This window comes from Nocardioides sp. CER19, from assembly GCF_029846275.1.
Lineage (GTDB): Bacteria > Actinomycetota > Actinomycetes > Propionibacteriales > Nocardioidaceae > Nocardioides.
Map to the genome: position 1 here is coordinate 481257 of NZ_JARVWS010000002.1, position 20915 is coordinate 502171.

The 20915-nt window shown below is 71.5% G+C and carries 27 protein-coding genes; 4 read left to right on the forward strand and 23 right to left on the reverse strand.

What is annotated here, in order from left to right:
• Positions 1-133: 133 nt before the first annotated feature.
• From QDS12_RS10735 to QDS12_RS10815, 17 genes are all read right to left on the reverse strand, one after another.
• The gene (locus QDS12_RS10735; protein WP_279878982.1) at positions 134-973 is read right to left on the reverse strand and encodes a flagellar hook-basal body complex protein; all 840 of its coding nucleotides are present in this window, start codon (positions 971-973) and stop codon (positions 134-136) included.
• Positions 974-1000: 27 nt separating this feature from the next.
• Entirely contained in the window at positions 1001-1435 is a 435-nt protein-coding gene (locus tag QDS12_RS10740; RefSeq protein ID WP_279878983.1) for a flagellar hook capping FlgD N-terminal domain-containing protein, read from the reverse strand.
• 9 nt (positions 1436-1444) lie between these two features.
• Positions 1445-2704 carry a flagellar hook-length control protein FliK gene (locus QDS12_RS10745; protein WP_279878984.1) on the reverse strand — a complete coding sequence of 420 codons (1260 nt, stop codon included), beginning with the start codon at positions 2702-2704 and terminating at the stop codon, positions 1445-1447.
• The gene (locus tag QDS12_RS10750) at positions 2701-3384 is read right to left on the reverse strand and encodes a C40 family peptidase (RefSeq protein ID WP_279878985.1); all 684 of its coding nucleotides are present in this window, start codon (positions 3382-3384) and stop codon (positions 2701-2703) included. The genes QDS12_RS10745 and QDS12_RS10750 overlap by 4 nt, the downstream gene beginning before the upstream one ends.
• Positions 3381-3842 carry a flagellar export protein FliJ gene (locus QDS12_RS10755; RefSeq protein WP_279878986.1) on the reverse strand — a complete coding sequence of 154 codons (462 nt, stop codon included), beginning with the start codon at positions 3840-3842 and terminating at the stop codon, positions 3381-3383. Before QDS12_RS10755 ends, QDS12_RS10750 begins: the two co-directional genes overlap by 4 nt.
• Entirely contained in the window at positions 3839-5143 is a 1305-nt protein-coding gene (locus QDS12_RS10760; protein WP_279878987.1) for a FliI/YscN family ATPase, read from the reverse strand. Before QDS12_RS10760 ends, QDS12_RS10755 begins: the two co-directional genes overlap by 4 nt.
• Entirely contained in the window at positions 5140-5766 is a 627-nt protein-coding gene (locus tag QDS12_RS10765) for a FliH/SctL family protein (protein ID WP_279878988.1), read from the reverse strand. Before QDS12_RS10765 ends, QDS12_RS10760 begins: the two co-directional genes overlap by 4 nt.
• Positions 5766-6824, reverse strand: coding sequence for a flagellar motor switch protein FliG (fliG, locus tag QDS12_RS10770; protein WP_279878989.1), 1059 nt, complete (start codon positions 6822-6824; stop codon positions 5766-5768). The genes QDS12_RS10765 and fliG overlap by 1 nt, the downstream gene beginning before the upstream one ends.
• The gene (gene fliF, locus QDS12_RS10775) at positions 6821-8419 is read right to left on the reverse strand and encodes a flagellar basal-body MS-ring/collar protein FliF (protein ID WP_279878990.1); all 1599 of its coding nucleotides are present in this window, start codon (positions 8417-8419) and stop codon (positions 6821-6823) included. The genes fliG and fliF overlap by 4 nt, the downstream gene beginning before the upstream one ends.
• A 1-nt stretch (position 8420) precedes the next feature.
• Entirely contained in the window at positions 8421-8762 is a 342-nt protein-coding gene (locus tag QDS12_RS10780; protein WP_279880414.1) for a flagellar hook-basal body complex protein FliE, read from the reverse strand.
• Positions 8763-8767: 5 nt separating this feature from the next.
• Entirely contained in the window at positions 8768-9166 is a 399-nt protein-coding gene (locus tag QDS12_RS10785; RefSeq protein WP_279878991.1) for a flagellar basal body rod C-terminal domain-containing protein, read from the reverse strand.
• Positions 9166-9537 carry a flagellar basal body rod protein FlgB gene (gene flgB, locus QDS12_RS10790; RefSeq protein ID WP_279878992.1) on the reverse strand — a complete coding sequence of 124 codons (372 nt, stop codon included), beginning with the start codon at positions 9535-9537 and terminating at the stop codon, positions 9166-9168. The genes QDS12_RS10785 and flgB overlap by 1 nt, the downstream gene beginning before the upstream one ends.
• A 125-nt stretch (positions 9538-9662) precedes the next feature.
• Entirely contained in the window at positions 9663-10145 is a 483-nt protein-coding gene (locus QDS12_RS10795; protein WP_279878993.1) for a hypothetical protein, read from the reverse strand.
• Positions 10145-10507 (reverse strand): response regulator, encoded by a 363-nt coding sequence (locus QDS12_RS10800; RefSeq protein WP_279878994.1) that lies wholly within the window; start codon positions 10505-10507, stop codon positions 10145-10147. The genes QDS12_RS10795 and QDS12_RS10800 overlap by 1 nt, the downstream gene beginning before the upstream one ends.
• Positions 10508-10534: 27 nt before the next feature.
• Positions 10535-11011 carry a chemotaxis protein CheX gene (locus QDS12_RS10805; RefSeq protein ID WP_279878995.1) on the reverse strand — a complete coding sequence of 159 codons (477 nt, stop codon included), beginning with the start codon at positions 11009-11011 and terminating at the stop codon, positions 10535-10537.
• Positions 11008-11382, reverse strand: a complete 375-nt coding sequence (locus tag QDS12_RS10810) for a response regulator (RefSeq protein WP_279878996.1) — start codon at positions 11380-11382, stop codon at positions 11008-11010. Before QDS12_RS10810 ends, QDS12_RS10805 begins: the two co-directional genes overlap by 4 nt.
• Positions 11383-11393: 11 nt before the next feature.
• On the reverse strand, positions 11394-12257 hold the full coding sequence (locus tag QDS12_RS10815) for a protein-glutamate O-methyltransferase CheR (protein ID WP_279878997.1): 864 nt from the start codon (positions 12255-12257) through the stop codon (positions 11394-11396).
• 119 nt (positions 12258-12376) lie between these two features.
• On the opposite strand from QDS12_RS10815, the gene QDS12_RS10820 reads away from it, so the two are divergent.
• Positions 12377-13435, forward strand: coding sequence for a chemotaxis response regulator protein-glutamate methylesterase (locus tag QDS12_RS10820; protein ID WP_279878998.1), 1059 nt, complete (start codon positions 12377-12379; stop codon positions 13433-13435).
• Between the two features lie 9 nt (positions 13436-13444).
• Here the strand turns inward: QDS12_RS10820 and QDS12_RS10825 are convergent, their stop codons facing one another.
• The 5 genes from QDS12_RS10825 to QDS12_RS10845 all read right to left on the reverse strand — a co-directional run bounded on the left by QDS12_RS10825 (position 13445) and on the right by QDS12_RS10845 (position 17025).
• On the reverse strand, positions 13445-13789 hold the full coding sequence (locus QDS12_RS10825) for a hypothetical protein (RefSeq protein ID WP_279878999.1): 345 nt from the start codon (positions 13787-13789) through the stop codon (positions 13445-13447).
• Positions 13790-13970: 181 nt separating this feature from the next.
• Positions 13971-14276: a hypothetical protein gene (locus QDS12_RS10830; protein WP_279879000.1), complete on the reverse strand. Its 306-nt coding sequence runs from the start codon at positions 14274-14276 to the stop codon at positions 13971-13973.
• Positions 14276-14662 carry a flagellar export chaperone FliS gene (gene fliS / locus QDS12_RS10835; RefSeq protein ID WP_279879001.1) on the reverse strand — a complete coding sequence of 129 codons (387 nt, stop codon included), beginning with the start codon at positions 14660-14662 and terminating at the stop codon, positions 14276-14278. Before fliS ends, QDS12_RS10830 begins: the two co-directional genes overlap by 1 nt.
• Positions 14663-14677: 15 nt before the next feature.
• On the reverse strand, positions 14678-16030 hold the full coding sequence (gene fliD / locus QDS12_RS10840; protein ID WP_279879002.1) for a flagellar filament capping protein FliD: 1353 nt from the start codon (positions 16028-16030) through the stop codon (positions 14678-14680).
• Between the two features lie 158 nt (positions 16031-16188).
• Complete coding sequence (locus QDS12_RS10845; RefSeq protein ID WP_279879003.1) at positions 16189-17025, reverse strand: flagellin; 837 nt, start codon at positions 17023-17025, stop codon at positions 16189-16191.
• 155 nt (positions 17026-17180) lie between these two features.
• Between QDS12_RS10845 and QDS12_RS10850 the strand changes: the two genes are divergently transcribed.
• On the forward strand, positions 17181-18218 hold the full coding sequence (locus QDS12_RS10850) for a glycosyltransferase (protein ID WP_279879004.1): 1038 nt from the start codon (positions 17181-17183) through the stop codon (positions 18216-18218).
• Positions 18219-18255: 37 nt separating this feature from the next.
• Entirely contained in the window at positions 18256-19260 is a 1005-nt protein-coding gene (locus QDS12_RS10855) for a glycosyltransferase (protein ID WP_279879005.1), read from the forward strand.
• 75 nt (positions 19261-19335) lie between these two features.
• Here the strand turns inward: QDS12_RS10855 and QDS12_RS10860 are convergent, their stop codons facing one another.
• Positions 19336-20178 (reverse strand): FliA/WhiG family RNA polymerase sigma factor, encoded by an 843-nt coding sequence (locus tag QDS12_RS10860; RefSeq protein WP_279879006.1) that lies wholly within the window; start codon positions 20176-20178, stop codon positions 19336-19338.
• Between the two features lie 259 nt (positions 20179-20437).
• Between QDS12_RS10860 and QDS12_RS10865 the strand changes: the two genes are divergently transcribed.
• A complete protein-coding gene (locus QDS12_RS10865) occupies positions 20438-20914 on the forward strand; it encodes a flagellar protein FlgN (protein WP_279879007.1) in 477 nt (158 codons plus the stop codon).
• Position 20915 lies beyond the last annotated feature (1 nt).

The window sequence follows — 20915 nt, forward strand, 5'->3', positions numbered from 1 at the left end:
TTGCTCGCCGTCCGTGGCGGGTCTTCTCACTCTTCGGCGAGTTGCGGCAGGACTTGAGCGGGAGAGAGTGCAAAATGCGCGCCGGCGCCGACCCGGTCCGTGGACAGGGGCGGCGCCGGACGTGTCGCGTGCGTCAGCGCTTGATGTTGACGAGGTCCTCGAGGACCTGGTCGGAGGTGGTGATGACCTTCGAGCTGGCCTCGAAGCCACGCTGGGCCAGGATGAGGTTGGTGAACTCCTGGGCGAGGTCGACGTTCGACATCTCCAGGCTGCCGACGGTCAGCGTGCCCATGCGGCCGGTGCCGGGGGCGCCGTACGTCACGGAGCCCGAGGCGGACGTCGCGGCGAACTGCGTGTCGCCGACCTTGTTGAGGCCCTGGGGGTTGACGAAGTCGGCGATGGCGACCTGGCCGATCGTGCGGCGCTGGTCGTCGGAGTACATGCCGGTCACCACGCCGTCGGACCCGATCTCGTAGGAGACCAGCTCGGTCGGCGGGGTCGTGACGGGCGGCGCCTGGACGGGGTTGTTGAGGTTGATCTTCACGAGGTTGCCGGTGGCGTCGAGGCCCATCACGAACTTGCCGTCGGGCGCGGTCAGGTTGCCCGCCGGGTCCCAGTGGAAGGCGCCGGCGCGGGTGTAGTTGAGAGTCGTGCCCTGCTGGACCACGAAGAAGCCGTCGCCGTTGATCATCATGTCGGTCGGGCTGTTGGTGGTCTGGTTGGCACCCTGGTTGAAGTTGCCCGACGTCGCGGCGACCTGGACGCCGAGGCCGATCTGGATCGGGTTGGTGCCGCCGCGCTGGGCGTTGCCCGCGGTGCCGGCGGTGAGCATCTGGCTGAGCGTGTCCTGGAAGACGGTGCTCGAGCTCTTGAAGCCCGTGGTGTTGGCGTTGGCGATGTTGTTGCCGGTGACGTCGAGCATCGTCTGGTTGACGCGCAGGCCGCTGATGCCGGCGAAGAGCGAGCGAAGCATGGGATCTCCTTGGTGAGGGGAAGGCGGTCAGGCGGAAGTGCTGGGGGCGGTCACGGAGGTCACCGACGTCAGCGGGACCTCGGTGCCGTCCACGGTGAGGACGGGACCGGTGGACGGGAAGCCGGCGCCCGTGGCGATGCCGGTCTTGCTCGCGCCGGTGGCGTCGGTGTAGGTGACCTGGCGGCCGATCATCCCGGCGGCGCCGAACGACAGCTGGAGCGACGTGAGCTGGCTGATCCCGTCCGCGACGTCCTGCATCTTCGACAGGGCGGTGAACTGGGCGTTCTGCGACAAGAACTCGGTCGAGTCCGTCGGGTTCATCGGGTCCTGGTACTTCAGCTGCGCGACGAGCAGCTGCAGGAACATGTCCTGGTCGTCGGTGGCCTTGCTGGACCCGCTCGACGAGGAGTTGGCCAGGGCCAGCAGGCCCGACGACACCCCTTCGGTGCTAGAGACTGACAACTGTCCTCCTCACATCAACCGGTCGACGCGACCGGAGTGGACGGCGGTGCTGGCCCCGTTGCCCTCACTGGCACCGGTGGGGCTGCCGGGGCGGATGCCCCGGGGGCTGGTGGGCTCGTCGACGGACCCACTGGTCGTCGTACGAGCGTTGCGACCCGAGGCGCCCGGGTCGCCGGAGCCGCCACGGTCGGCCGACGGTGCGTACGCCGCCTGCTGACCGCGCTGGTCCGCGCCGCGCTGGTCGGCGCTGGTGGACGTGGTGGCCGAAGCGGAGGCGGCGGAGGCACTGCTCGAGGACGCGTCCCTCACGACGACGCGGGCGTCTCCGCCGGCGACCTCCAGCAGGCGGTGCAGCTCGGGCGCACCCTGCAGCAGCGCGTCGTGGGCGGCGCCGCTGCCGGCGGCCAGGTTGACGTGGACGGCGCCGGCGCGGATGACCAGGGTCACGTTGACCTCGCCCAGGTTCTCCGGGTGCAGCGTGATCGACAGCCGGTGCGTGCCCGGGCCGGCCTGCGTTGCGACGCGGGTGACCTCGGGGAACACCTGGCGGAGGACGGCGGTGGTCGGCTCGCCGGTCCCGGTCGCGTCGACGGCGACGTTGACGGGGGCGGTCACCGGGGCCACCGGGGTCACGGTCACCGGCGCAGCCGGGAGGGGCACGGCGGTGACGGCCGGCGGGGCCGAGCCCGGCGGCTGGTCGTCGGTCCCGTCCGAGTCGCCCGGGTCGGAGTCGGAGAGCGGTGAGCCACCCACCGTCGAGGCGGGCGGAAGCGTTGACTCCTCACCGCCGGCGGGCGCGTCGGCCGGGAGCGGTGACTGGTCGACCGTCGGCGGCGCCGGAACGGTTGCTGACGCACCGCCCGGGGTGCCGGGCGGGTCGCCCGCGGACGGTGCGGACGACGTGGACGGCGTGGTCGGGCCGGTCGTGCCGGGAGCCGGGGTGGTCGGCACGACGGTCCCGGGCAGGGCGGCGTCGAAGGGGTTGCCGCCGCTGCCCGGGAGGCCGCGCATTGCCGCTGCGATCGCCGAGACGGACTCGGCCGGCCCCGAAGGGCTCGGGGTGACTGACCCATCGGCAGGGACGGGCACCGGCTGAGCAACGGCGGTCATCGCGGTGCTCAGCGCCGCGAGGAAGCCGTCCAGGGTCTCGGCGCCGGTGGACTTCTCGGTCTTCTCGTCCGAGGAGGGCTTCCCGGTGCCGTCGGCCTTGCTCCCCTTGCCCGGGGCAGAGGTGGTCGGCAGGGTCGGGACGAAGGGTGTGACGCTCATGCGGCGCCCTCCTGAGCGGCGGAGAGGAGTGATTGGAGGTCGAACGACGCGCGCGAGGCCGCGACTCCGTCCGAGGAGCTGAGCGAGCGGCTCGTGGAGCCGTTCTCGGAGCCGTTCTCGGAGTCGGGGAGGATCCGTCGGATGTAGTCGGGGGTCGACGGCACGTCGACCAGCCGCACCTCGGCGCCGCTGTGCGGCGCCTCGATCATCTTGCCGTTGCCGACGTAGATCGCGATGTGGTCGGCGCCGTTGTTGCGCGAGCTGTTGTTCCACGCGAGCAGGTCGCCGGGCTGGGCGTCGGCCATCGACGCGATCGGCCGGCCGGACCTGGCCTGGTCGGCGGAGAGACGGGGCAGGTCGTAGCCCAGGCTCTTGTAGACCGACTGGACCAGCCCGGAGCAGTCGACACCGGAGGTGATCGAGGTGCCGCCCCAGACGTAGGGGAGACCGAGGTACTTCTCCGCCTCGTCGACCACCGCCTGCTGCGAGTCGGTCGGGGCGACGGTGCTGCTGTCGGCACTCGCGTCCGTCGTCGACGCGACCCGCGAGGTCGCGGTCGCCTCGTCGAGGGTGGTCGCGAACGCCGCGCTGGTCGCGGCGTCGGTCGACTGGTAGCTCTGCAGCTGCTCGATCTGCGACTGGATCTGCTGGATCCGGTCGGTCACTGACGCGATGCTCATCGGTGGTCTCCGGTCGTGCGCCGCAGCCAGCCCTGGGCGGCGGTCTCGTCGGTCTGTCGGTCCTCGGCCCGCCGGGCCTCGTGCCGGCGCTCGGTCGTACGACGCTCCAGCAGCTGCTCGACGGCCGAGAGGTCGCTCTTGTCGCGCTCCCAGCGGTCCCGGGCGGCGTCGGTGAGCACCTCGGCGGAGGCGAGCTCCTCGCGGGCCAGCCGGGTCGACTCGGCGAGGTGCCCGAGCGTCATCCGGAGGGTGAGCAGCGCGCCCGGCGTACCGCTGCCGCCGAGGATGTCGGCCTCGAGCGCGGCGGCCGCGGTCAGCTGGTCGCGCAGCTGGGCGAGTCGCTCCTCGTGCTCGCGCTGGGCGGTCAGCGCGCGCTGGAGCGCGATCAGGCTGTCCTGCTCGCGCACACCGCGCACGCGCGCGACGGCGTGCAGGCCGGGGTCGTGGGTGGTCGTCATGCCACGAGCTCCTTGAGCCGGGCCCAGGTGTCGCCGGCCGGCTCGTCCATGCGCTGCCGGAGGAACCCGTCGATCCGGGGGAGCAGCGCCAGCGCTGCGTCGGCGTCGGCGTCGGACCCGGCGGCGTAGGCACCGATCTCGACGAGCTCCTTGACGCCGCGGTGGGCGGCGAGCAGGCGGCGCAGGCGGGTCGCGTCCTGCTGCTGGTCGGCCGTCGTGACGGCACCGGTGAGGCGGGAGATCGACTCGAGCACGTCGATCGCCGGGAAGTGGCCGCCCGTGGCGAGCGAGCGGGACAGCACCACGTGGCCGTCGAGGATCGAGCGGGCGGTGTCGCCGATCGGGTCCTGCAGGTCGTCGCCCTCGACGAGGACGGTGTAGAGCCCGGTGATCGAGCCCTGCGGCGACGTGCCGGCGCGCTCCAGCAGCCGGGGCATCAGACCGAAGACGCTGGGCGGGTAGCCGCGGGTCGCCGGCGGCTCACCGGCCGAGAGGCCGATCTCGCGCTGCGCCATGGCGACACGGGTGAGGCTGTCCATCATCAGGACGACGTCGCGGCCGGCATCGCGGAACCACTCGGCGATGCGGGTGGCGACGAACGCGGCGCGCATCCGCTCCACCGCCGGCGCGTCCGAGGTCGCGACGACGACGACCGAACGGGCCAGGCCCTCCGGGCCCAGGTCGTTGTCGAGGAACTCCCGCACCTCGCGGCCGCGCTCCCCGACGAGCCCGATGACGTTCACGTCCGCGTCGCCGCCGCGGGCGATCATCGACAGCAGCGACGACTTGCCGACGCCCGAGCCGGCCATGATGCCGATCCGCTGGCCGCGCCCACACGGCACCAGCGCGTCCAGCGCGCGCACGCCGAGGGGGAGCGGGGTGGTGATCAGGGGGCGGGTGTAGGCCGACGGGGCCTCGAGGTCGACGCCCACCCGGGGCAGCCCCTCGATCGAGACGCCGCCGTCGACGGGGCGGCCGAGGCCGTCGAGCACCCGGCCGAGCAGGGCGTCGCCCACGTGGATGCGCAGCGGCCCGCCGGTGTGACGCACCAGGTCGCCGACGCGGACGCCGGCGATCGGGCCGAGCGGGAGGCAGACAGCGGCCGACGGCCGCAGGGCCGCGACCTCGGCGAGCAGGCGGCCACCGGCCGAGCCGGTCGAGACCTCGACCAGGTCGCCGACGGCGACCGGCAGGCCGGTCACGACGAGGTGCAGACCGACCAGCTCGGCCACGGTGCCGAGCCTGGGCGGCCGGGCGGCCTCGCGGGCGCGCTCGGCGACGGCGGTGGTGAGGACGCTCACGAGAGCACCTCGCGGAGGCGGTCCATGGCGGTGGAGATGCGCAGGTCGGTGACGGCGCCGTCGCGCTCGACGACGGCGTCGGCCTCCCCGAGCGTCGGGTCGGCCGCGATGACGAGGCCGGCGTCGACGAGCTCCTTGGCGTCGACGGACGCGGCGACGGAGGGGTGCAGCCGGACGGTGGCGGACGGCGTCCCGGGGGCGATGGCGAGCACCCGCCGTACGACGTCGGCGTCGGTCATCGCCGACACCTCCCGCGCGACGATCGTCTCGGTGATGGCCCAGGCCAGCTCGGTGCCCTGCTCCTCGATGCTGCAGCACAGCTCGGTGAGCAGGCCGCGCACCTGCTGGGCGGCCTGACGCAGCGCCGTCACGGCGGCCTGGTGCTCGCCCTGCCGGCGCTCCTCGGCCGCGCGACGCTCCTGCTCGGCCTGCTCCGCCGCCACGGCGGCGGCCTCCTGGGCGTCGCGCCGACCGCGGGCCCAGCCGACCGCGTACCCCTGCGCGTGCGCCTCGGCGCGCGCACGCTCGGCGACCTCGCCCAGGACCGTGCGGGCCAGGGCGTTCGTGTCCGTCCAGCCGTCGCGGGGGAGCTCGGCGAGGGGGAGCGGCGTGACGCGGCTCATCAGACCACGAACTCCTCGTCGTTGCCGCGGCGCACGGTGATCTGGCCCTGCTCCTCGAGCTGGCGGATGGTGCGGATGACGCTCTGCTGCGCCTCCTCCACCTGTGCGAGGCGGACGGCGCCGAGGAGCTCGACCTCCTCGAGGAGGTTCTCGGCGGCGCGCTCGGAGAGGTTGCTGGTGATCTTGTTCTTGACCGCGGCGCTGACGCCCTTGAGCGCCAGGGCGAGCTCGCCGGTGTCGACCTGGCGCAGCACCTGCTGCACGGACCGGTCGTCGAGGCCGACGATGTCCTCGAACATGAACATCCGGCTCTTGACCTCGTCGGCTAGCGCCGGGTCGAGGGCCTCGAGCCCCTCGACGATGAGCCGCTCGGTGGGCCGGTCGGACCGGTTGATGATGTTGACGAGGGGGTCGACGCCGCCGACGCGGGAGACCTCGGTCGGCTGCAGCATCGAGGACAGCTTGCGCTCGAGCACCGCCTCGACCGACCGGATGATCTCCGGCGAGGTGCGGTCCATGACGGCGATGCGGTGCGCGACCTGCGCCTGCAAGTAGTTCGGCAGGCCGGAGAGCAGCAGCGACGCCTTGTCCGGTGTCATGTGCGCCAGCACGAGCGCGATCACCTGCGGGTGCTCCTCGGCGATGAAGCCGCGCAGCTGGGCCGGGTCGGCCCGGTGCAGGAACTGGAACGGCATCTGCACGGCGGCCGCGTGCAGCCGGTCCATGATCTCGGCCGCGCGCTCCTCGCCGATGGAGTTCTGCAGCAGCTGCTGGGCGAAGCTGAAGCCGCCCTGGGCGATGTGGGCGCGGGCGACCATCATCTCGCGGAACTCGCCGAGCACCTGGTCGGTCTCGTTGGAGGTCACCGCGTCGAGCCGCGAGATCTCGGCGGTGATCGCCTCGACCTCGGCGTCGGACATGTGCCGCAGGACCGCTGACGCGCGCTCCTGGCCGAGCTGGATGAGCAGGATCGCGGCCTTGCGCAGCCCGGCGGAGCCGGCCAGCCCGGTGCTTCCGTTCGAGGCCATGACCGCGAGGGCGGGGGTCATCACGCTCATGACTTCGGCTCCACGAGCCAGCCGCGGAGCAGGGCGGCGACGTCGTCGGGCTGGCGCTCGACAAGGGCGTTGAGCTCGTCGCGGATCTCGTCGGCCGGGTTGGGCAGCATCGGCGGCTCGAGCTCGTTGAGCAGCTGCGCGGCGGCCAGCTCCTGGGCCTCGGCCCGGGCGGCCGCCTCGGAGCGCAGCTGCTCGACGACGTACGACGTCGCCTGCTCGCGCGCCTTGCTGCGGCGACGGGCCCGGATCCACGCGAACAGGATCATCAGCGCGACGACCGCGCCCAGACCGATGTTGCGGTAGAGCTTCATCCGCTGCGCGCTCTTGTCGGCGGCCTCGGCCTGGGCGAGCTCCTTGGCGCTCGCCTGCTCCGCGGTGTGGTCGAACGCCATGGAGCTGACGTCGATGGTGTCGCCACGGTTGGTGTTGATGCCGGTCGCGGCGGCGATCACGTTGCGGATGTCCTGCGGCTGGATGGTGCCGATCGCGGAGGCGTCGAGGACGACGCCGACGTGGAGCGACTTCACGCCGCCGGGTGCGGCGACGCGGTCCTCCTCGGTGGAGCCGACGGCGTTGTCCTGAGTCTTCGTGCCGTTCTCGTACGTCGACGGGGAGCTGCTCGTGGTGGAGCTGTCCATCTGCCCGTCGGGGCCGACGACCCCGCCGGCGGCGCTGTTGGTGGAGCCGTTGGTGCCGTTGTACTTCTCGGTCTGCTCGGTCTGCGAGAGCGGCGGCACCTTCGGGTCGTAGATGTAGCGCTTCGTCTTCGTCGTCGTCTGGTCGAAGTCGAGGTCGGCGGTCAGGTTCACCGTCGAGTGCCCGGGGCCGACCACGCGGTCGAGGACCGCCTGGATGTTGCTCTTCATCTGGTCCTGGAACTCGGTGACCTGCTGCATCCGGGTGCTCGCAGCGCCGGCGGCCGTGTCGTCCTGGAGGGTGAGCACCTTGCCCGACGCGTCGGCGACGGTGACGTTCTTGGGGTCGAGCCCGTCGATGCTCGAGGCGACGAGGTGCACGATGGCCTGCACCTGCTCGTCGCTGAGGGTCGTGCCGACACGGGTCTTGACGAGCACCGAGGCGGTGGCGGGGTCCTGCTCGTCGGAGAAGACCTTCTTCTCCGGCAGGGCGAGGTGCACGACGGCGGTGTCGACGCCGTTGATGGCCTCGATGGTCTTGGAGAGCTCGCCCTCCATCGCCCGCTTGAAGTCGTTCTGCTCCTGGAAGTCGGAGGTCGAGAGGGACTCGTTGTCGAGGAGGGAGTAGCCGTTGTCGTCCGAGCTCGGCAGCCCCTTGCCCGACAGGGCGATGCGCGCGGAGTAGACCTGACCCTGCGGCACCATCACCGTCGTGCCGCCGTTGGAGAGCTGGTACTTCACGCCCTCCTTGTCGAGCTCGTCGACGACCGCCGAGGCGTCCTCGCCGGAGAGGCTCGAGTAGAGCGGCGCGTACGTCGGCGCGGCGGCCCAGCGGAAGACGAGGAACCCGCCGAGGAGGAGGGCCGCCGTACCGATGAGGGCGACGGCCTTCTGGCCGGTGGTGAAGTCGGCGAACGCCCGCGTGTAGCGCGTGAGCGTCCGGGTCAGGTTGTCGCGCATGTCAGACGCTCATCTGCATGATCTGCGTGAAGGCGGCGACGGCCTTGTCGCGCACGGCCACGGTCAGCTGGGTCGCGACCTGGGCCTCGGTTGCGGCGATCGTGTAGTCGTGGATCGCGTCGAGGTCGCCGGTCGCGGCCTGGACGGACAGGTCGGAGGCCTTGTCTCCCATCGCCTCGACCGAGTCGAGGCTCTTGATGAGCAGGTTGCCGAAGTCGCCGCCGGTGCTCGCGCCGGCCGCGTGGGTCTGGTCGGTGCCCAGGGTGGAGTCGGTGCCGCCGACGGTGGGCATGGTCGGGAGCTGCGGCATCGTGGTGGCGCCGGCGAGCGCCTCGATCCCCATGGAGCTCACTTGCCCTCCCCGATGCTCAGGGCGGCGTTGTAGGTGTCCTGCGCGGTCTTGGTGACCTGCACCGAGGACTGGTAGCCGCGCTGGGCCATGATCAGCTGGCTCATCTCGCTGGACATGTCGACGTCAGGCGCGCGGACGTAGCCGTCCGCGTCGGCGAGCGGGTTGTCCGGCATCGAGGTGACGCGCCCCTCGGCGCTGCTCTCCGCGAAGCCGGCGACGTCGACGCCGCCGTCCTGACGGGGCTGGAAGACCACGAACTTCGCCTGGTAGGCGCTGTCGTTCATCGACCGCACCGTGTTGATGTTGGCGATGTTGCCGCCGAGGGCGTCCAGCCAGGTCTGGTGCGCTCCGAGCCCGGTGTTGGCGATGCGCAGCATCTCGAACGCGCCGCTCATCAGGAGCCCGCCGCGATCTTGAGCAGACCCAGGTGGTCGGTCATCGCCCGGCCGAGGATCTGGTAGCTGTACTGGGTCTGCAGCGCCGCGATGGTCTCCTTGCGGAGGTCGACGTTGTTGCCGTTGGCACCCACCGGGGTGTCGGTCGGCACCTCCGTCGCGACGACGTGCGCGGCACGGGCGCTGGAGGAGTCGAAGGAGCCGCTCTCGATCGCGCTGCGCAGCGAGTCCTCGAAGTCGATCGACTGCGCGCGGAAGCCAGGGGTGTCGACGTTGGCGATGTTGTCGGCGATGACCTGCTGGCGTTGGGACAGGCCATTGAGCGCGGTGTGCAGCGCAAGGCTGACACCGTCGGACACGGCGAAAGACACGACTGTTCCTTCCCCTCGGGGGTGGGGCTGGTCGGGTGCCGGTCCTTCGGCTGAGTTGTCGAGCTAGTCCGTGCTCACCTGGGTTGTCGGCCGCGCCGGAGCGGACCTGAGAAGTTTCTTCGCCGTCAGGCGACCATGACGATGGAGAGCTGCCCCTTGCCGTAGCCACCGATCTCCAGGGAGACGTCCTCGCGGCGGCCGAGGGTGAGCGCCTGGGCGCGGACCATCGGGGCCAGCGGGGCGCCGGCGGGATGCAGCTCGTGCAGGCGCAGGTGCTCGGCGCCGGGGGCGTTGAACAGCGACGCCGCGATGTTGAGCACCTCGTAGAGGTTCTCCGCCAGCGTCTCGGTCAGACCGCCGGCCTCCACCGCCGCCTCGGCCCCGCCGGGCGGGACCAGACCGAGAGCGGCGCCGGCGTACGCCGAGAAGCGCAGGTCGCACGCGATGAGCGCGGTGACGCGCAACGAGTCGTCGACGTACATCGCGACGCTCGCAGGCACCTGGGGTCCGGGCGCGAACGGCGCGGCCGGCGCGAGCGTGATGTCGCGGCCGAGCACGCCCTCGAACAGGTCCTTCAGCTCCTTCGGCTCGGGGAGGTGCGAGGGCATCAGACGAGCACCCCGGCGAGCGCCTCGGTGAAGGTCTCGGCGGTGAACGGCTTGGCGATGAGGAAGCGCGCCCCGGCGGCGGCCGCGCGGGCGCGCATCTCGTCGGAGCCCTCCGAGGTCACGAAGCCGAACGTCACCTGCGAGCCCTGTGCGCGCAGCGCGGCGAGGCAGTCGATGCCGTTCATCTCGGGCATGTTCCAGTCCGAGAGGACGAGGTCCGGGCTCTCGGTGGCGACCTTCTCGAGACAGTCGCGACCGTTCTCGGCCTCGACGACGTCGTGGCCGCCGAAGCCGGCCTGGCGCAGGGTGCGGATCACGATCTGTCGCATGACCTTGCTGTCGTCGGCGACGAGGATCTTCATGGGGCTCTCCGAGTGCTGTCGTGGGGGTCAGGGCTGGGGGATGACGTGCACGGCGACCCGGACCGGCTGGCCGGCCCGGACGCCGTCGAAGCGGGCGACCTCGGCGGCGCCCGACGGGTGGGCGGCGCGGCCGGCGGCGACCGCGGGCAGCGACAGCACGCTCGGGCCCGGCATGAGGCTCTTGATGTTGCCGCCGATCATGTTGACCAGCTCGCCGACGGCGTCCGCGACGTCTGCGTCGAGGGGGCCCTCGGCCGTCTCGTCAGCGGTGAGCCCGAGCATGGTGGTGGTCAGCGAGAGGGCGAGCGGGGTGGACAGCTCGACGGTGACGGCGGCGTCCCAGCCGCCGGAGATCGACACGGCGGCCGACCACGCGTCATCGGCAGGGAACGCGCGGCCCGGGGCGACCGGCGCGGGGAGCAGCGGCTCGGCCTCGCCGAGGAAGCTGGACCAGACCTGCTCGACGATCGCCTGGACGTCGGTGATCGCGGGTGCGGCGGTCATGCCAGGACCTCCCGGTTGACGAGGCCCAGCAGCTCGAGCTTGTCGACGATGGCGTCGGGGGTGAACGGCTTGATGACGTACTCGTGCGCACCGGCCGCGAGCGCCTTCACGATCTGGCCCTGCTCGCTCTCCGTGGTCACCATCATCAGCGTCACGTCGCGCCAGTCGCGGTTGGCCCGCACCTCGGTGATGAACGTGTAGCCGTCCATCAGCGGCATGTTCCAGTCGACCAGGCACAGGTCGGGCACCTGGCCCGCCTCGAAGAGGTCGAGGGCCTCCCGTCCGTTGCCGGCCTCGAGGGTCTCGAAGTCCAGGCCGGCCAGGATGCGACGCAGGATGCTCCGCATCGCCCGGGAGTCGTCGATGATCATGGCGCGCACGGTCAGGCTCCGATCGGAGTGGGAGAGGCGACGGGTACGGCGGCGACCGGCCGGTGCGCCTGCACGCGGCCCAGCTGCTCGCGGCTCCACAGCCCGGCCACGTCGGCCGGCATGTCGAGGGTGGTCTCCGACGAGCCGAGCAGCAGGTAGCCGTCGGGTGCCACGTGGGGACGCATCCGGCGCAGGATGTCGTACTTGGTGGCCTGGTCGAAGTAGATGAGGACGTTGCGCAGCAGCACCACGTCGTAGGTGCCGATGGCGGTGAACGCGTAGGCGTCGGCGAGGTTGAGGTGCTGGACCCTGACCATCCGCCGGAGCTCGGGGGAGACCTCCCACTCGGTGCCGGCACGCGTGAAGTACTTGACCAGCGTGGTCGCGGGCAGGCCGCGGTTCATCTCCACCTGGCTGTAACGGCCCGCGCGAACCCGCTCGAGCATCGCGGTCGACACGTCGGTGGCGAGGATGTCGGCGGTCCAGCCCGGCGGCAGGTGCTGGTCGAGCAGCATCGCGATGGAGTAGGCCTCCTGGCCGCTCGAGCACGCGGCGGACCAGATCCGCAGCCGCCGGGTCGCCGCGCGGGTCTCGATCAGTCGCGGGAGCATCGTCTCGGTGAACGCCTGGTAGGGCGTCTGGTCGCGGAACCAGCTGGTCTCGTTGATGGTGAGGGCGTCGAGGGCCTTGCGGCGCTCGGCCAGGTCGGTGCTGATCCGGGCGATGTAGGCGTCTACGTCAGGGCAGCCGGCGGCGGTGGCGAGCGGCGTCAGCCGGGCCTCGACGAGGTACTCCTTGCCCGAGTCGTAGACCATCGCCGTCTCGCGCCGCACGAGAGCGGCGATCAGCTGGAAGCTCGACGTCGAGATGGTCACGCCGTGTCCATCGGAAAGTGGTCCTGGGTCCTGAGCCGAAACGTCCACCTCCAGGTCACATCCGTGTCATCCCGGTCTCGGTGGCTCAGGAGCAGCGTGCAGGGGCCGATGGGCGACGCATGATCCGAGTCCTGGTGGTCGACGACTCCGCCCTCATCCGTCGCCTGATCTCCACCGCCCTCTCGGAGGCCGCGGACATCGAGATCGTCGGCACGGCCCGCGACGGGCTCGAGGCGGTCGACCGTGTCGACGAGCTGCAGCCCGACGTGGTCACCCTCGACATCGAGATGCCCCGGCTGGACGGGCTCGGCGCGCTCCAGCGCATCCGCGAGAAGCACCGCCGACTGCCGGTCATCATGTTCTCCACGCTCACCGAGCGCGGCGCCGCCGCGACGCTGGAGGCACTCTCGCGCGGTGCGTCCGACTACGTCACGAAGCCGTCCAACACCGGGTCCGTGGCCGAGGGCCTGGCCAGCGTCCGCGACCAGCTCGTGCCGCGCATCCGCGCGCTCGCCGGACGGAGCACGCTCGTCCCGTCCGCGGCACCGGTCCGGCGTACGCCGCTGGTGGCGAAGCCCGCCGCAGGGGTCCCGCAGGTGCTCCTCGTCGGCAGCTCGACCGGAGGCCCCGACGCCCTGGCGACAGTCCTCGCGCAGCTTCCCGCCGACCTGGGCGTGCCGGTCCTGATGGTCCAGCACATGCCGCCGGTGTTCACGACGATGCTCGCGCAGCGGCTCGACCGGATCTCACCCCTCAAGGTGCGCGAGGCGGTCGACGGCGACGTCCCGCGTGCCGGCGAGGTGCTGCTCGCGCCCGGCGACTTCCACCTGCGGCTGGCCACCGCGGCGGGCGGCGTCCGCGTCCGCCTCGACCAGGGCCCGCAGGAGAACTTCTGCCGCCCCGCCGTGGACGTCCTCTTCCGCACCGCCGCCGAGGCGTACGGCGGCCGGGCGGTGGCGACGGTCCTCACGGGGATGGGTCAGGACGGACTCGAGGGGGTGCGCGTCCTGGCCGCCCGGGGCGCCCGCGTCCTGGTGCAGGACGAGGCCACGTCGGTCGTCTGGGGCATGCCGGGCGCCGTGGCCCACGCCGGCCTGGCGGACGAGACGCTGCCGCTGGCCGAGCTGCCGGCGCGCATGGTGGCGGCCGTGCGCGGCGGGATCCGCGCCGGCCGCTGAGCCAACCGCTCAGCCGGCGGCTTCGTCGTCCTTCAGCGCGCCGAAGAAGTCGAACCCGACAGGCTCGCGCGGGCCGTCGTAGAGGTGGCCGACGCGGTCGTGGAGGGTGAAGCCGTCGGCCGACCGCTGCTCGCCGGTGGGCCGCAGGCTGGCCAGCCGCTGCTGCCGCTCGACGAGCGCCTGCGCGCGGGCGAGCAGGTAGCGGGGGATCACGTGGAGCGAGGCCGGGAGACCGAGCTCGAGGTCGAGCGCGTCGAGGGTGGTGCCCATCCGCTCGGCCCGGTTGAGCCGGACCTCGAGCCGTTCGAGCGCCGCCTCCCACTCCCGCGCGGTCGGGGTGTCGTGCTCTGGCATGTGGGTGCTTCTCCCTGTCATCGGCGTGGCGATCGGCGTCGTGATCGGCGTCGCCCACGAGCGCGACACGAGGTGGCCCGAGCGTAGTTCGGGGGCGCGTCCGGAGGCAGTGCCCGATCGGACCCCCCGATACCGGACCGAGGGGTCCCGGGTCGCCCGCCGATCGGACGACGCCGAGCGGTCAGGCGGTGACGTCGACGTACACGGGAGCGCTGGGTCGCGTCGTCGCGTCGCCGATGCGCCGGCCGACCTGGTGCTGTTGCCGCGTGGCGTGGAGCAGCGGCGGGATGCGGTCGATCACCGTCTGCTGGCGCTCGACCAGGCTCTGGGCGCGGGCGAGCAGGTGGCGGGGGAGCGGGCCGAGGTGGGCAGGCGGCTCCCAGCGGGTCAGGTCGTCGGCCTCGGGCGACGCGATCAGCCGCTCGGCACGTTGCACCTGGCGCTCGAGGTCGTCGAGGACCGACTCCCAGGTGGTGGCGGCGGTCATCAGGCGCTCGCAGCGGCGAGAAGGGCGGCCTGGCGCCAGGTGTCGCGGAGCTCGCGGGACAGCTTGACCGCCTCGGCGGCCGCCACCTGGTCGCGGGCGACGTTGGCCTTGATCAGCTGCCGCTGGAGGTAGTCGTAGAGCGCCAGCAGCTCGCGCCCGGCCGGCATCCCGTCGACCTCGAGCGTCGACTGCAGCTCGGTGACGATCGCCTGCGCGTGCTGCAGCTGGCGGTTGGCCTCCTCCGCGTTGCTCGCGGCGAGGGCCGTCTGGCCGCGCTCGGCGTCGAGCACGAGCCGGTCGAGCAGCATCACGAGGAGCTGCGCCGGACCGGCGGTCGCGACGGCGTTGGACGTGTAGGCGGACCGGATGTCCCGGGCTGATCCCATGGTGGCGCTCCCGCGTTACTTCGAGCTGGTGAGTCCGTCGAGGGACTCGATCTGGCTGGCGAGCCAGGACTGCTGGGTCTGCAGCCTGCTCAGCTGCGTCTCGAGAGCGGTGTAGATCTGCTCGAGCGATGCCTGCTTGGCCGCCAGTCGGTCGGTCCATGCGGCGATCTGGTCGTTGTAGCGAGCGATCTCGTCGTTCTCGTTCTTGATGTACTGGCTGATCGAGCCGTCGTAGGCGTCGCTGGCCAGGTCGGCGACCTTCTTGACCCGCTGGGCGAACCCGTCGACCGCGGGCGTGGCCCCACTGGCGGGGACGCCCACGAGGGCGGCCTGCACCTTGGCGGGGTCCTTCGCGTAGGCGGCGGTGAAGGTGTCGGCGTCGAAGGTGAACTGGCCGTAGCGGTCGATCGAGATGCCGTAGTCGGAGAGCGAGCCGGCGCCGGCGGGGAAGACCGTGTTGATCAGCTGGTCGGCCACCGAGCGCAGGGTCGAGTCGCCGGGCAGCACGCCGCCGCCCGTCGAGGCCTGGCCGGCGGTGATGGTGCCGTACGACGTCGCGCTGCTGAGCTGCGTCAGGACGTCGTTGAGCTGGCCGATGAAGGCCTTCATCGCCGTCGCGCGGCTGGCGCCGTCGGCCGCCACGGAGATCGCCGTCGTGGTGCCGCTCGTGGCGCCGGCACCCAGCGTCACGTCGATGCCGCCCATGAGGCCGGTGAACGTGTTGGTGGACGACTCGACGGTGATGCTGTCGTTGAGGAGGACGCTCGCGTTGGTGCCCGTCGCCGTCGCGAAGCTCGCGTTCCCGGTGGTCGCGACCGTGAGGCTGACGTTCTTGCCGGTCGACGTGGTGGACAGGAGCAGGACCGAACCGCCGACGGCGTCCTTGACGACCTGGGCCTGCAGGCCGTTGGTCTTCGAGTCGGCGTTGATCTTGGACGCCATCGTCTCGAGCGACGTGCCGGCTGCGAAGGTCGCCGAGGCGCCGGTCCCGGTGGTGATCGTGACGTCGCCACCGTCGGCGCTGAGCGCGGACGCGGAGAGCGTGACCTGCGCGGCGGTCGCCTGTGCGCCGACCTTGAGGCTGAACGACGCAGGGGCCGCGCTGTTCGACGCGGTGACGGTGACCGCGGAGTTGCTCGACGTGGCGGAGAGCTGGGTCCAGGTGCTGCCCGTGGCGAAGCTCTTGGCCGAGTCCGACAGGGACGACAGCGAGGTGTTGAGCTGCTGCAGCGCGCTGACCTGGGTCTGGGTGTTCGCCAGCCGGGTCTTGAGCGCGGTCTGCGGAGCCTTCTCGACGTCCATCAGGGCGCTGATGATGCTCGAGCTGTCGAAGCCGCTGAGGCCGGAGAACTGGATCGTCGACGCCATCGTGGTCTCCCTGTCTGGCGGGGTGCCGGTCGGATCGTGCGAGGAAACGTGCGGGGGGCTTGCGGGAAAAACAGCGGTGCCGGTGGGGCCGGGTGGGCCCCACCGGCACCGACGGGTGCGTCAGGCGGACCTGACGACGTGGTACTGCTGGGTCAGGATCACTGCAGCAGCGAGAGCACGCTCTGCGCGGCGGAGTTGGCCTGCTTGAGCATCGACGTGCCCGCCTGCGAGAGGATCTGCGAGCGGGTGTAGTTGCTCATCTCCGCGGCCATGTCGGTGTCCTGGATGGCGGAGTTGGACGCCTGCAGGTTCTGCTGCGTGACGGCCAGGTTGTTGATGGTGTGCTGGAAGCGGTTCTGCAGCGCACCGAGGTCGGCGCGAGCCGTCGAGACGGTCTTGATGGCCGTGTCGAGGGTCGCGATCGCCGCGTTGGCGCCCGACTGCGACGCCAGCGAGATGCCGCTGAGGCCGAGGCCGTTCGCGTCGAAGCTCTTGCCGCCGCTGGCCGACTGGATGTCGACCGTGATGTTGTCGTCCTTGGCGTAGCCGACCTGGATCTTCTTGCCGGTGAAGCTGCCGTTGAGCAGGTTCACGTTGTTGAAGGTGGTCTTGTTGGCGATCCGGTCGAGCTCGGAGCTGAGGGCCGTGACCTCGGACTGGATGGCGTCGCGCGAGTTCTGGTCGTTCGAGTCGTTGGCCGACTGGACGGCGAGGGTGCGCATGCGCTGAAGGATCGAGTGGGTCTCGGTCAGCGCGCCGTCGGCGGTCTGAACGACGTTGATGCCGTCCTGGGCGTTCCGCTGCGCCTGGCCGATGCCGTTGATCTGAGCGGTGAGGCCCTGCGAGATCGCGAGGCCGGCGGCGTCGTCGGCGGCCTTGTTGATCCGCAGGCCGGAGGACAGGCGCTCGATCGAGGTCGACATCGAGTTCTGCGTGGTGCTGAGGTTGCGGTACGCGGTCAGCGCGTCGACGTTGGTGTTGATGCGGAGGCTCATGGGTGGTTCCTTCCTGGATCACGTGCCTAGGTTCGAAGAGCCCGTCCGTGGGCCCTTGCGGTGGGTCATTCGGCGTTCGGTGCGGTGGCCTGAGGGATTCGGGCCACAAATTCCGGACCGGTCAGGTTCGGCCCTCGCGCGTCGATGGTGAGGGCGTGAACATCTTCGTCTGGAGCAAGCTCACGCTCGGCAACGGCAGCTTCCACTACCGCGTCAACGCTCCGATGACGGAGATCGCGTGGCAGCAGCTGGCCAACGTGTCGATCGGCGGCGACCCGACGGTTCCCGCGGGTGCCGACGCCGACGTGCTCGTCGTGCACGGCCTGGTGCAGCACGACCTCGAGGAGGCGCTGGCGGCGATGCCGGACCGCCCCCGTCTCGTCGTCATCGAGAACGACGACAACCACCTCGACGTACGACCTGACAACCCGATGTTCAGTGCCGAGGGCGGGGGCGTCAGCTTCGACCTGTACGTCGAGGAGGTGCTGCCGCGGATCCGGCGGTCGCTCGAGCTGGCCGACCTCGTCACCGTCACGGTGCCGTACCTCGCGGAGATCTACGCCCAGCACACCGACGCCCCGGTCGTCGTGCTGCCCAACACCATCGACGAGGTGCTCCTCGAGGTGCCGCAGCCGGTGCGCGCACCGGGCGAGCAGCTCCGCGTCGGCTGGGCGGGCAGTGCCAGCCACACCCTGGACTGGCGGCTCTGCGCGGACGGCGTCCGCTACGGGCTGGCGAAGACCCAGGCGCACCTGGTGCTGATGGGCGCCGACTACCGCAGCCTGATCGGCTACCGCGACGCCGAATACCTCCCGTGGGCGGACTCGATGGACGAGTACTACCTGCCGATGACCACGTGGCACGTCGCGCTGGCGCCGCTGGGCGACGACGCCTTCAACCGCTCGAAGAGCCCGCTGAAGGCGCTCGAGGCGGCGGCGTTCGGGATCCCGGTCGTCGCGAGCGACGCGGGGCCCTACCGCGACTTCGTCGTCGACGGCGAGACCGGCTTCCTCTGCCGGAGCGACACCGACTGGATGAAGGCGATCCGCGCCTTGGGCAACGACGAGGAGATGCGCCGGGAGATGGGGCGCAAGGCCCGCGAGGTCGCCCGCGACCTCACCACCCAGGCCTGGGCGCCGCGCTGGGTCGAGGCCTACCGGCAGGCCCAGCTGGAGCCGGCTGCCGGTCGCTGACGCTCAGGTGCGCGGCGGCGGAGCCGATGGGTCCACCATGCGAGTCACCGCGTGGCGCGACGCCGTCGAGTTCTGCTTCCTCTACCGCCTCGGCCTCCCGCTGAACGCGGCCGCGGACCAGGGCCTGCTCGAGGTCGCCTTCGACACCGGGTGGTCCGAGACCGGCGGGGCCGACGTACTCGTCGGGCAGCGCGCGATGAGCGACCAGACGGTCAGGCGGTGGCGGGCCGCCGAGGCTCCGCTGAAGGTGCTCGAGTACGACGACGACCTCCTGTCGCTCCGTGCCGACAACCCGGCCTGGGCCACGATCGACCGCTCGGTCTACCTGCGCGAGTGGGTGCCGGCGATCCGGGAGGCGCTGGCGGAGGCCGACCTGGTGACTGTGTCGGTCCCGCACCTCGCCGAGCGCCTGGGCGAGCACACCGACGCCTCGATCGTCGTGCTGCCGAACACGATCCATCACAGCCTCCTCGACGTCGCGGCTCCCGTCCGCGCACCGGGCCAGCCTCTGCGCGTGGGCTGGGCAGGTACGGCGACCCACCAGCCCGACTGGGAGGACAACGCGCCCGCCGTGGCCCGCGCGCTGCGCGCCGTCGACGCCACCATGGTCGTCGTCGGCGCCGACTACAGCTCGCTCATCGGCTACCCCGTCGAGGTGCGTCCCTGGGAGTCGCGGCTGACCGGCTACTACCAGTGCATCTCTGACTTCCACGTCGCCCTGGCGCCGCTGCGCGACGACGAGTTCAACCGCTGCAAGTCGCCGCTCAAGGCGCTGGAGGCCGCGGCGCTCGGGATCCCGGTCGTGGCGTCGGCCGCCGGGCCCTACCTGGACTTCGTCGTCGACGGCGAGACCGGCTTCCTGTGCCGCAACCGCGCCGACTGGGAGCGCGCGATCAGGACGCTCGCGCGTGACGAGCCGCTGCGTCGGGCCATGGGGGAGCGGGCCCGCGACGTGGCGCGGAGCCTGGTCACCCGCGACTGGGCGCCGCGTTGGGCGGAGACCTACGCGACGGCGCTGAGCCGCCAGCCGGCGACGGCCTGACGGCGACGCCGCACGGACGTGGAAGGCCCCGGGGGAGAACCCCGGGGCCTTTCACGTCGTGGTCGTCAGCCGTCGTCAGCCGGCGGCATCGAGCGACGTCGGCCGCATGCCGCGACGAGCGGCGTCGGCGTGGCGGGCGGCGACGGCGGCGAAGTAGGCCTCCCGCCGCCGGCTGGCGCAGCCACCGGGCTTGCCGACCGGCTGCACGAGGCTCGGCTCGAGCGCGTGGTTGAGCGCGTCCCGCAGGAGGACCAGCGCCTCCGCACGCATCTGGGAGATGCGGGAGTCGGTGACGCCCAGCTCGGCGGCGATGTCGGCCATCGGGCGCTCGGCGAAGAAGTAGTCCTGCACGACGATGCGCAGCCGCTCCGGCAGCTCGGCGATCGCCTCGACCAGGTAGGTGAGCTTCTCCTGGTGCTCGATGAGCTCCTCAGGGCTGGGCGCGCGGGTCGGCAGCAGCTCGTCCAGGGAGGACGACGTCGTGCCCTGTAGCGAGAGCACCTGGGCGCGGTTGACGTCGTCGTCGTTGGCGACCACCTCGTCGACCGACATCCCGAGCGCGCTGGCGACCTCGGCGACCGTGGGGGTGCGCCCGAGGGCGTTCGACAGCCGGGTGCGGGTCTCCTCGAGGTCGCGGGCCCGGCGGCGTACCGAGCGCGAGGCCCAGTCCACGCTGCGCAGCTCGTCGAGGATCGCTCCGCGGATACGGGTCGCGGCGTAGCGCTCGAAGGGAACGCCTCGCTCGGGGTCGTAGGCCTGAGCGGCCTGCACCAGTGCGGTCAGGCCGGCAGAGGTCAGGTCGTCACGGTTGACGTGGGAAGGCACCCGGCCCATGGTCTCGCGGACGATATGTCCCACCAGCGGCATGTTGCTGGTGACGAGACCCTCGGCGCGGGGGTCGCCGTTGTGATCGGTCACAGAGAGGACTGTGGCAATCCTTTTCCCCAATTTGGAGTAAAACCGGCCAGTATCGGTCGTTCGGCCTAGGTAAAGGGGGCCTGTCGTCCTAGTCACGGCACGGGTGGCATCCCCCGAACGGACTACGTGCGGACTATGTCGAGGAGAAATCCACCCGATGGCAACACTGAGGTAACAAACCCTCAGCTCTCGCACGTCGTGGGCGATCAGTCCCGCGAGACCCCGAACAGGGTGGGTCCGCCGACCGAAAGGTTACGACGTGGAGAAGCTGTCGCTCATCCTCTGGCGTGAGCGTGAGCTGCTCGAGCTGCTGGCCTACAAGCTGGAGCTCGAGAGGCTGGTGCTCGGCAGCGGCCACTCCCGCTGGCTGAGCCAGGCCAACCGAGAGGTGGAGGACGTCCTGGTCACGCTGCGCGAGACCGAGGTCCTCCGTGCGATGGCGGCCGACGAGGTCGCGCAGACCGTCGGCCTCGAGCCCAACCCGAGCCTGTCAGCGCTGGCCGACGCCGCGACCGAGCCGTGGCGCACCATCCTGCTCGACCACCGCGACGCCTTCCTCGCGATGACCCGCGAGATCGCCGAGCTCTCCGACACCAACAAGGGCCTCATCACCGCCGGCTTCCGCTCGGCCCACGAGACGCTCCTCGCGATCCGCGGCACCGCCGAGGGCTACACCCCGGACGGCGCCGCCGTGACCGCCGCCCCCGCCCGCCGCCTCGTGGATCGGAGCCTCTGAG

Coding starts and splice junctions, on each gene's coding strand:
- QDS12_RS10845 (WP_279879003.1), bottom strand. CDS start 17,025: ATGAGCCTCCGCATCAACACCAACGTCGACGCGCTGACCGCGTACCGC.
- QDS12_RS10745 (WP_279878984.1), bottom strand. CDS start 2,704: ATGAGCGTCACACCCTTCGTCCCGACCCTGCCGACCACCTCTGCCCCG.
- fliD (WP_279879002.1), bottom strand. CDS start 16,030: ATGGCGTCGACGATCCAGTTCTCCGGCCTCAGCGGCTTCGACAGCTCG.
- QDS12_RS10810 (WP_279878996.1), bottom strand. CDS start 11,382: ATGATCATCGACGACTCCCGGGCGATGCGGAGCATCCTGCGTCGCATC.
- QDS12_RS10750 (WP_279878985.1), bottom strand. CDS start 3,384: ATGAGCATCGCGTCAGTGACCGACCGGATCCAGCAGATCCAGTCGCAG.
- QDS12_RS10795 (WP_279878993.1), bottom strand. CDS start 10,145: ATGCCCTCGCACCTCCCCGAGCCGAAGGAGCTGAAGGACCTGTTCGAG.
- QDS12_RS10755 (WP_279878986.1), bottom strand. CDS start 3,842: ATGACGACCACCCACGACCCCGGCCTGCACGCCGTCGCGCGCGTGCGC.
- fliF (WP_279878990.1), bottom strand. CDS start 8,419: ATGCGCGACAACCTGACCCGGACGCTCACGCGCTACACGCGGGCGTTC.
- QDS12_RS10830 (WP_279879000.1), bottom strand. CDS start 14,276: ATGACCGCCGCCACCACCTGGGAGTCGGTCCTCGACGACCTCGAGCGC.
- QDS12_RS10820 (WP_279878998.1), top strand. CDS start 12,377: ATGATCCGAGTCCTGGTGGTCGACGACTCCGCCCTCATCCGTCGCCTG.
- fliS (WP_279879001.1), bottom strand. CDS start 14,662: ATGGGATCAGCCCGGGACATCCGGTCCGCCTACACGTCCAACGCCGTC.
- QDS12_RS10785 (WP_279878991.1), bottom strand. CDS start 9,166: ATGAGCGGCGCGTTCGAGATGCTGCGCATCGCCAACACCGGGCTCGGA.
- QDS12_RS10855 (WP_279879005.1), top strand. CDS start 18,256: ATGCGAGTCACCGCGTGGCGCGACGCCGTCGAGTTCTGCTTCCTCTAC.
- QDS12_RS10780 (WP_279880414.1), bottom strand. CDS start 8,762: ATGGGGATCGAGGCGCTCGCCGGCGCCACCACGATGCCGCAGCTCCCG.
- QDS12_RS10765 (WP_279878988.1), bottom strand. CDS start 5,766: ATGAGCCGCGTCACGCCGCTCCCCCTCGCCGAGCTCCCCCGCGACGGC.
- QDS12_RS10735 (WP_279878982.1), bottom strand. CDS start 973: ATGCTTCGCTCGCTCTTCGCCGGCATCAGCGGCCTGCGCGTCAACCAG.
- QDS12_RS10800 (WP_279878994.1), bottom strand. CDS start 10,507: ATGAAGATCCTCGTCGCCGACGACAGCAAGGTCATGCGACAGATCGTG.
- fliG (WP_279878989.1), bottom strand. CDS start 6,824: ATGAGCGTGATGACCCCCGCCCTCGCGGTCATGGCCTCGAACGGAAGC.
- QDS12_RS10825 (WP_279878999.1), bottom strand. CDS start 13,789: ATGCCAGAGCACGACACCCCGACCGCGCGGGAGTGGGAGGCGGCGCTC.
- QDS12_RS10805 (WP_279878995.1), bottom strand. CDS start 11,011: ATGACCGCCGCACCCGCGATCACCGACGTCCAGGCGATCGTCGAGCAG.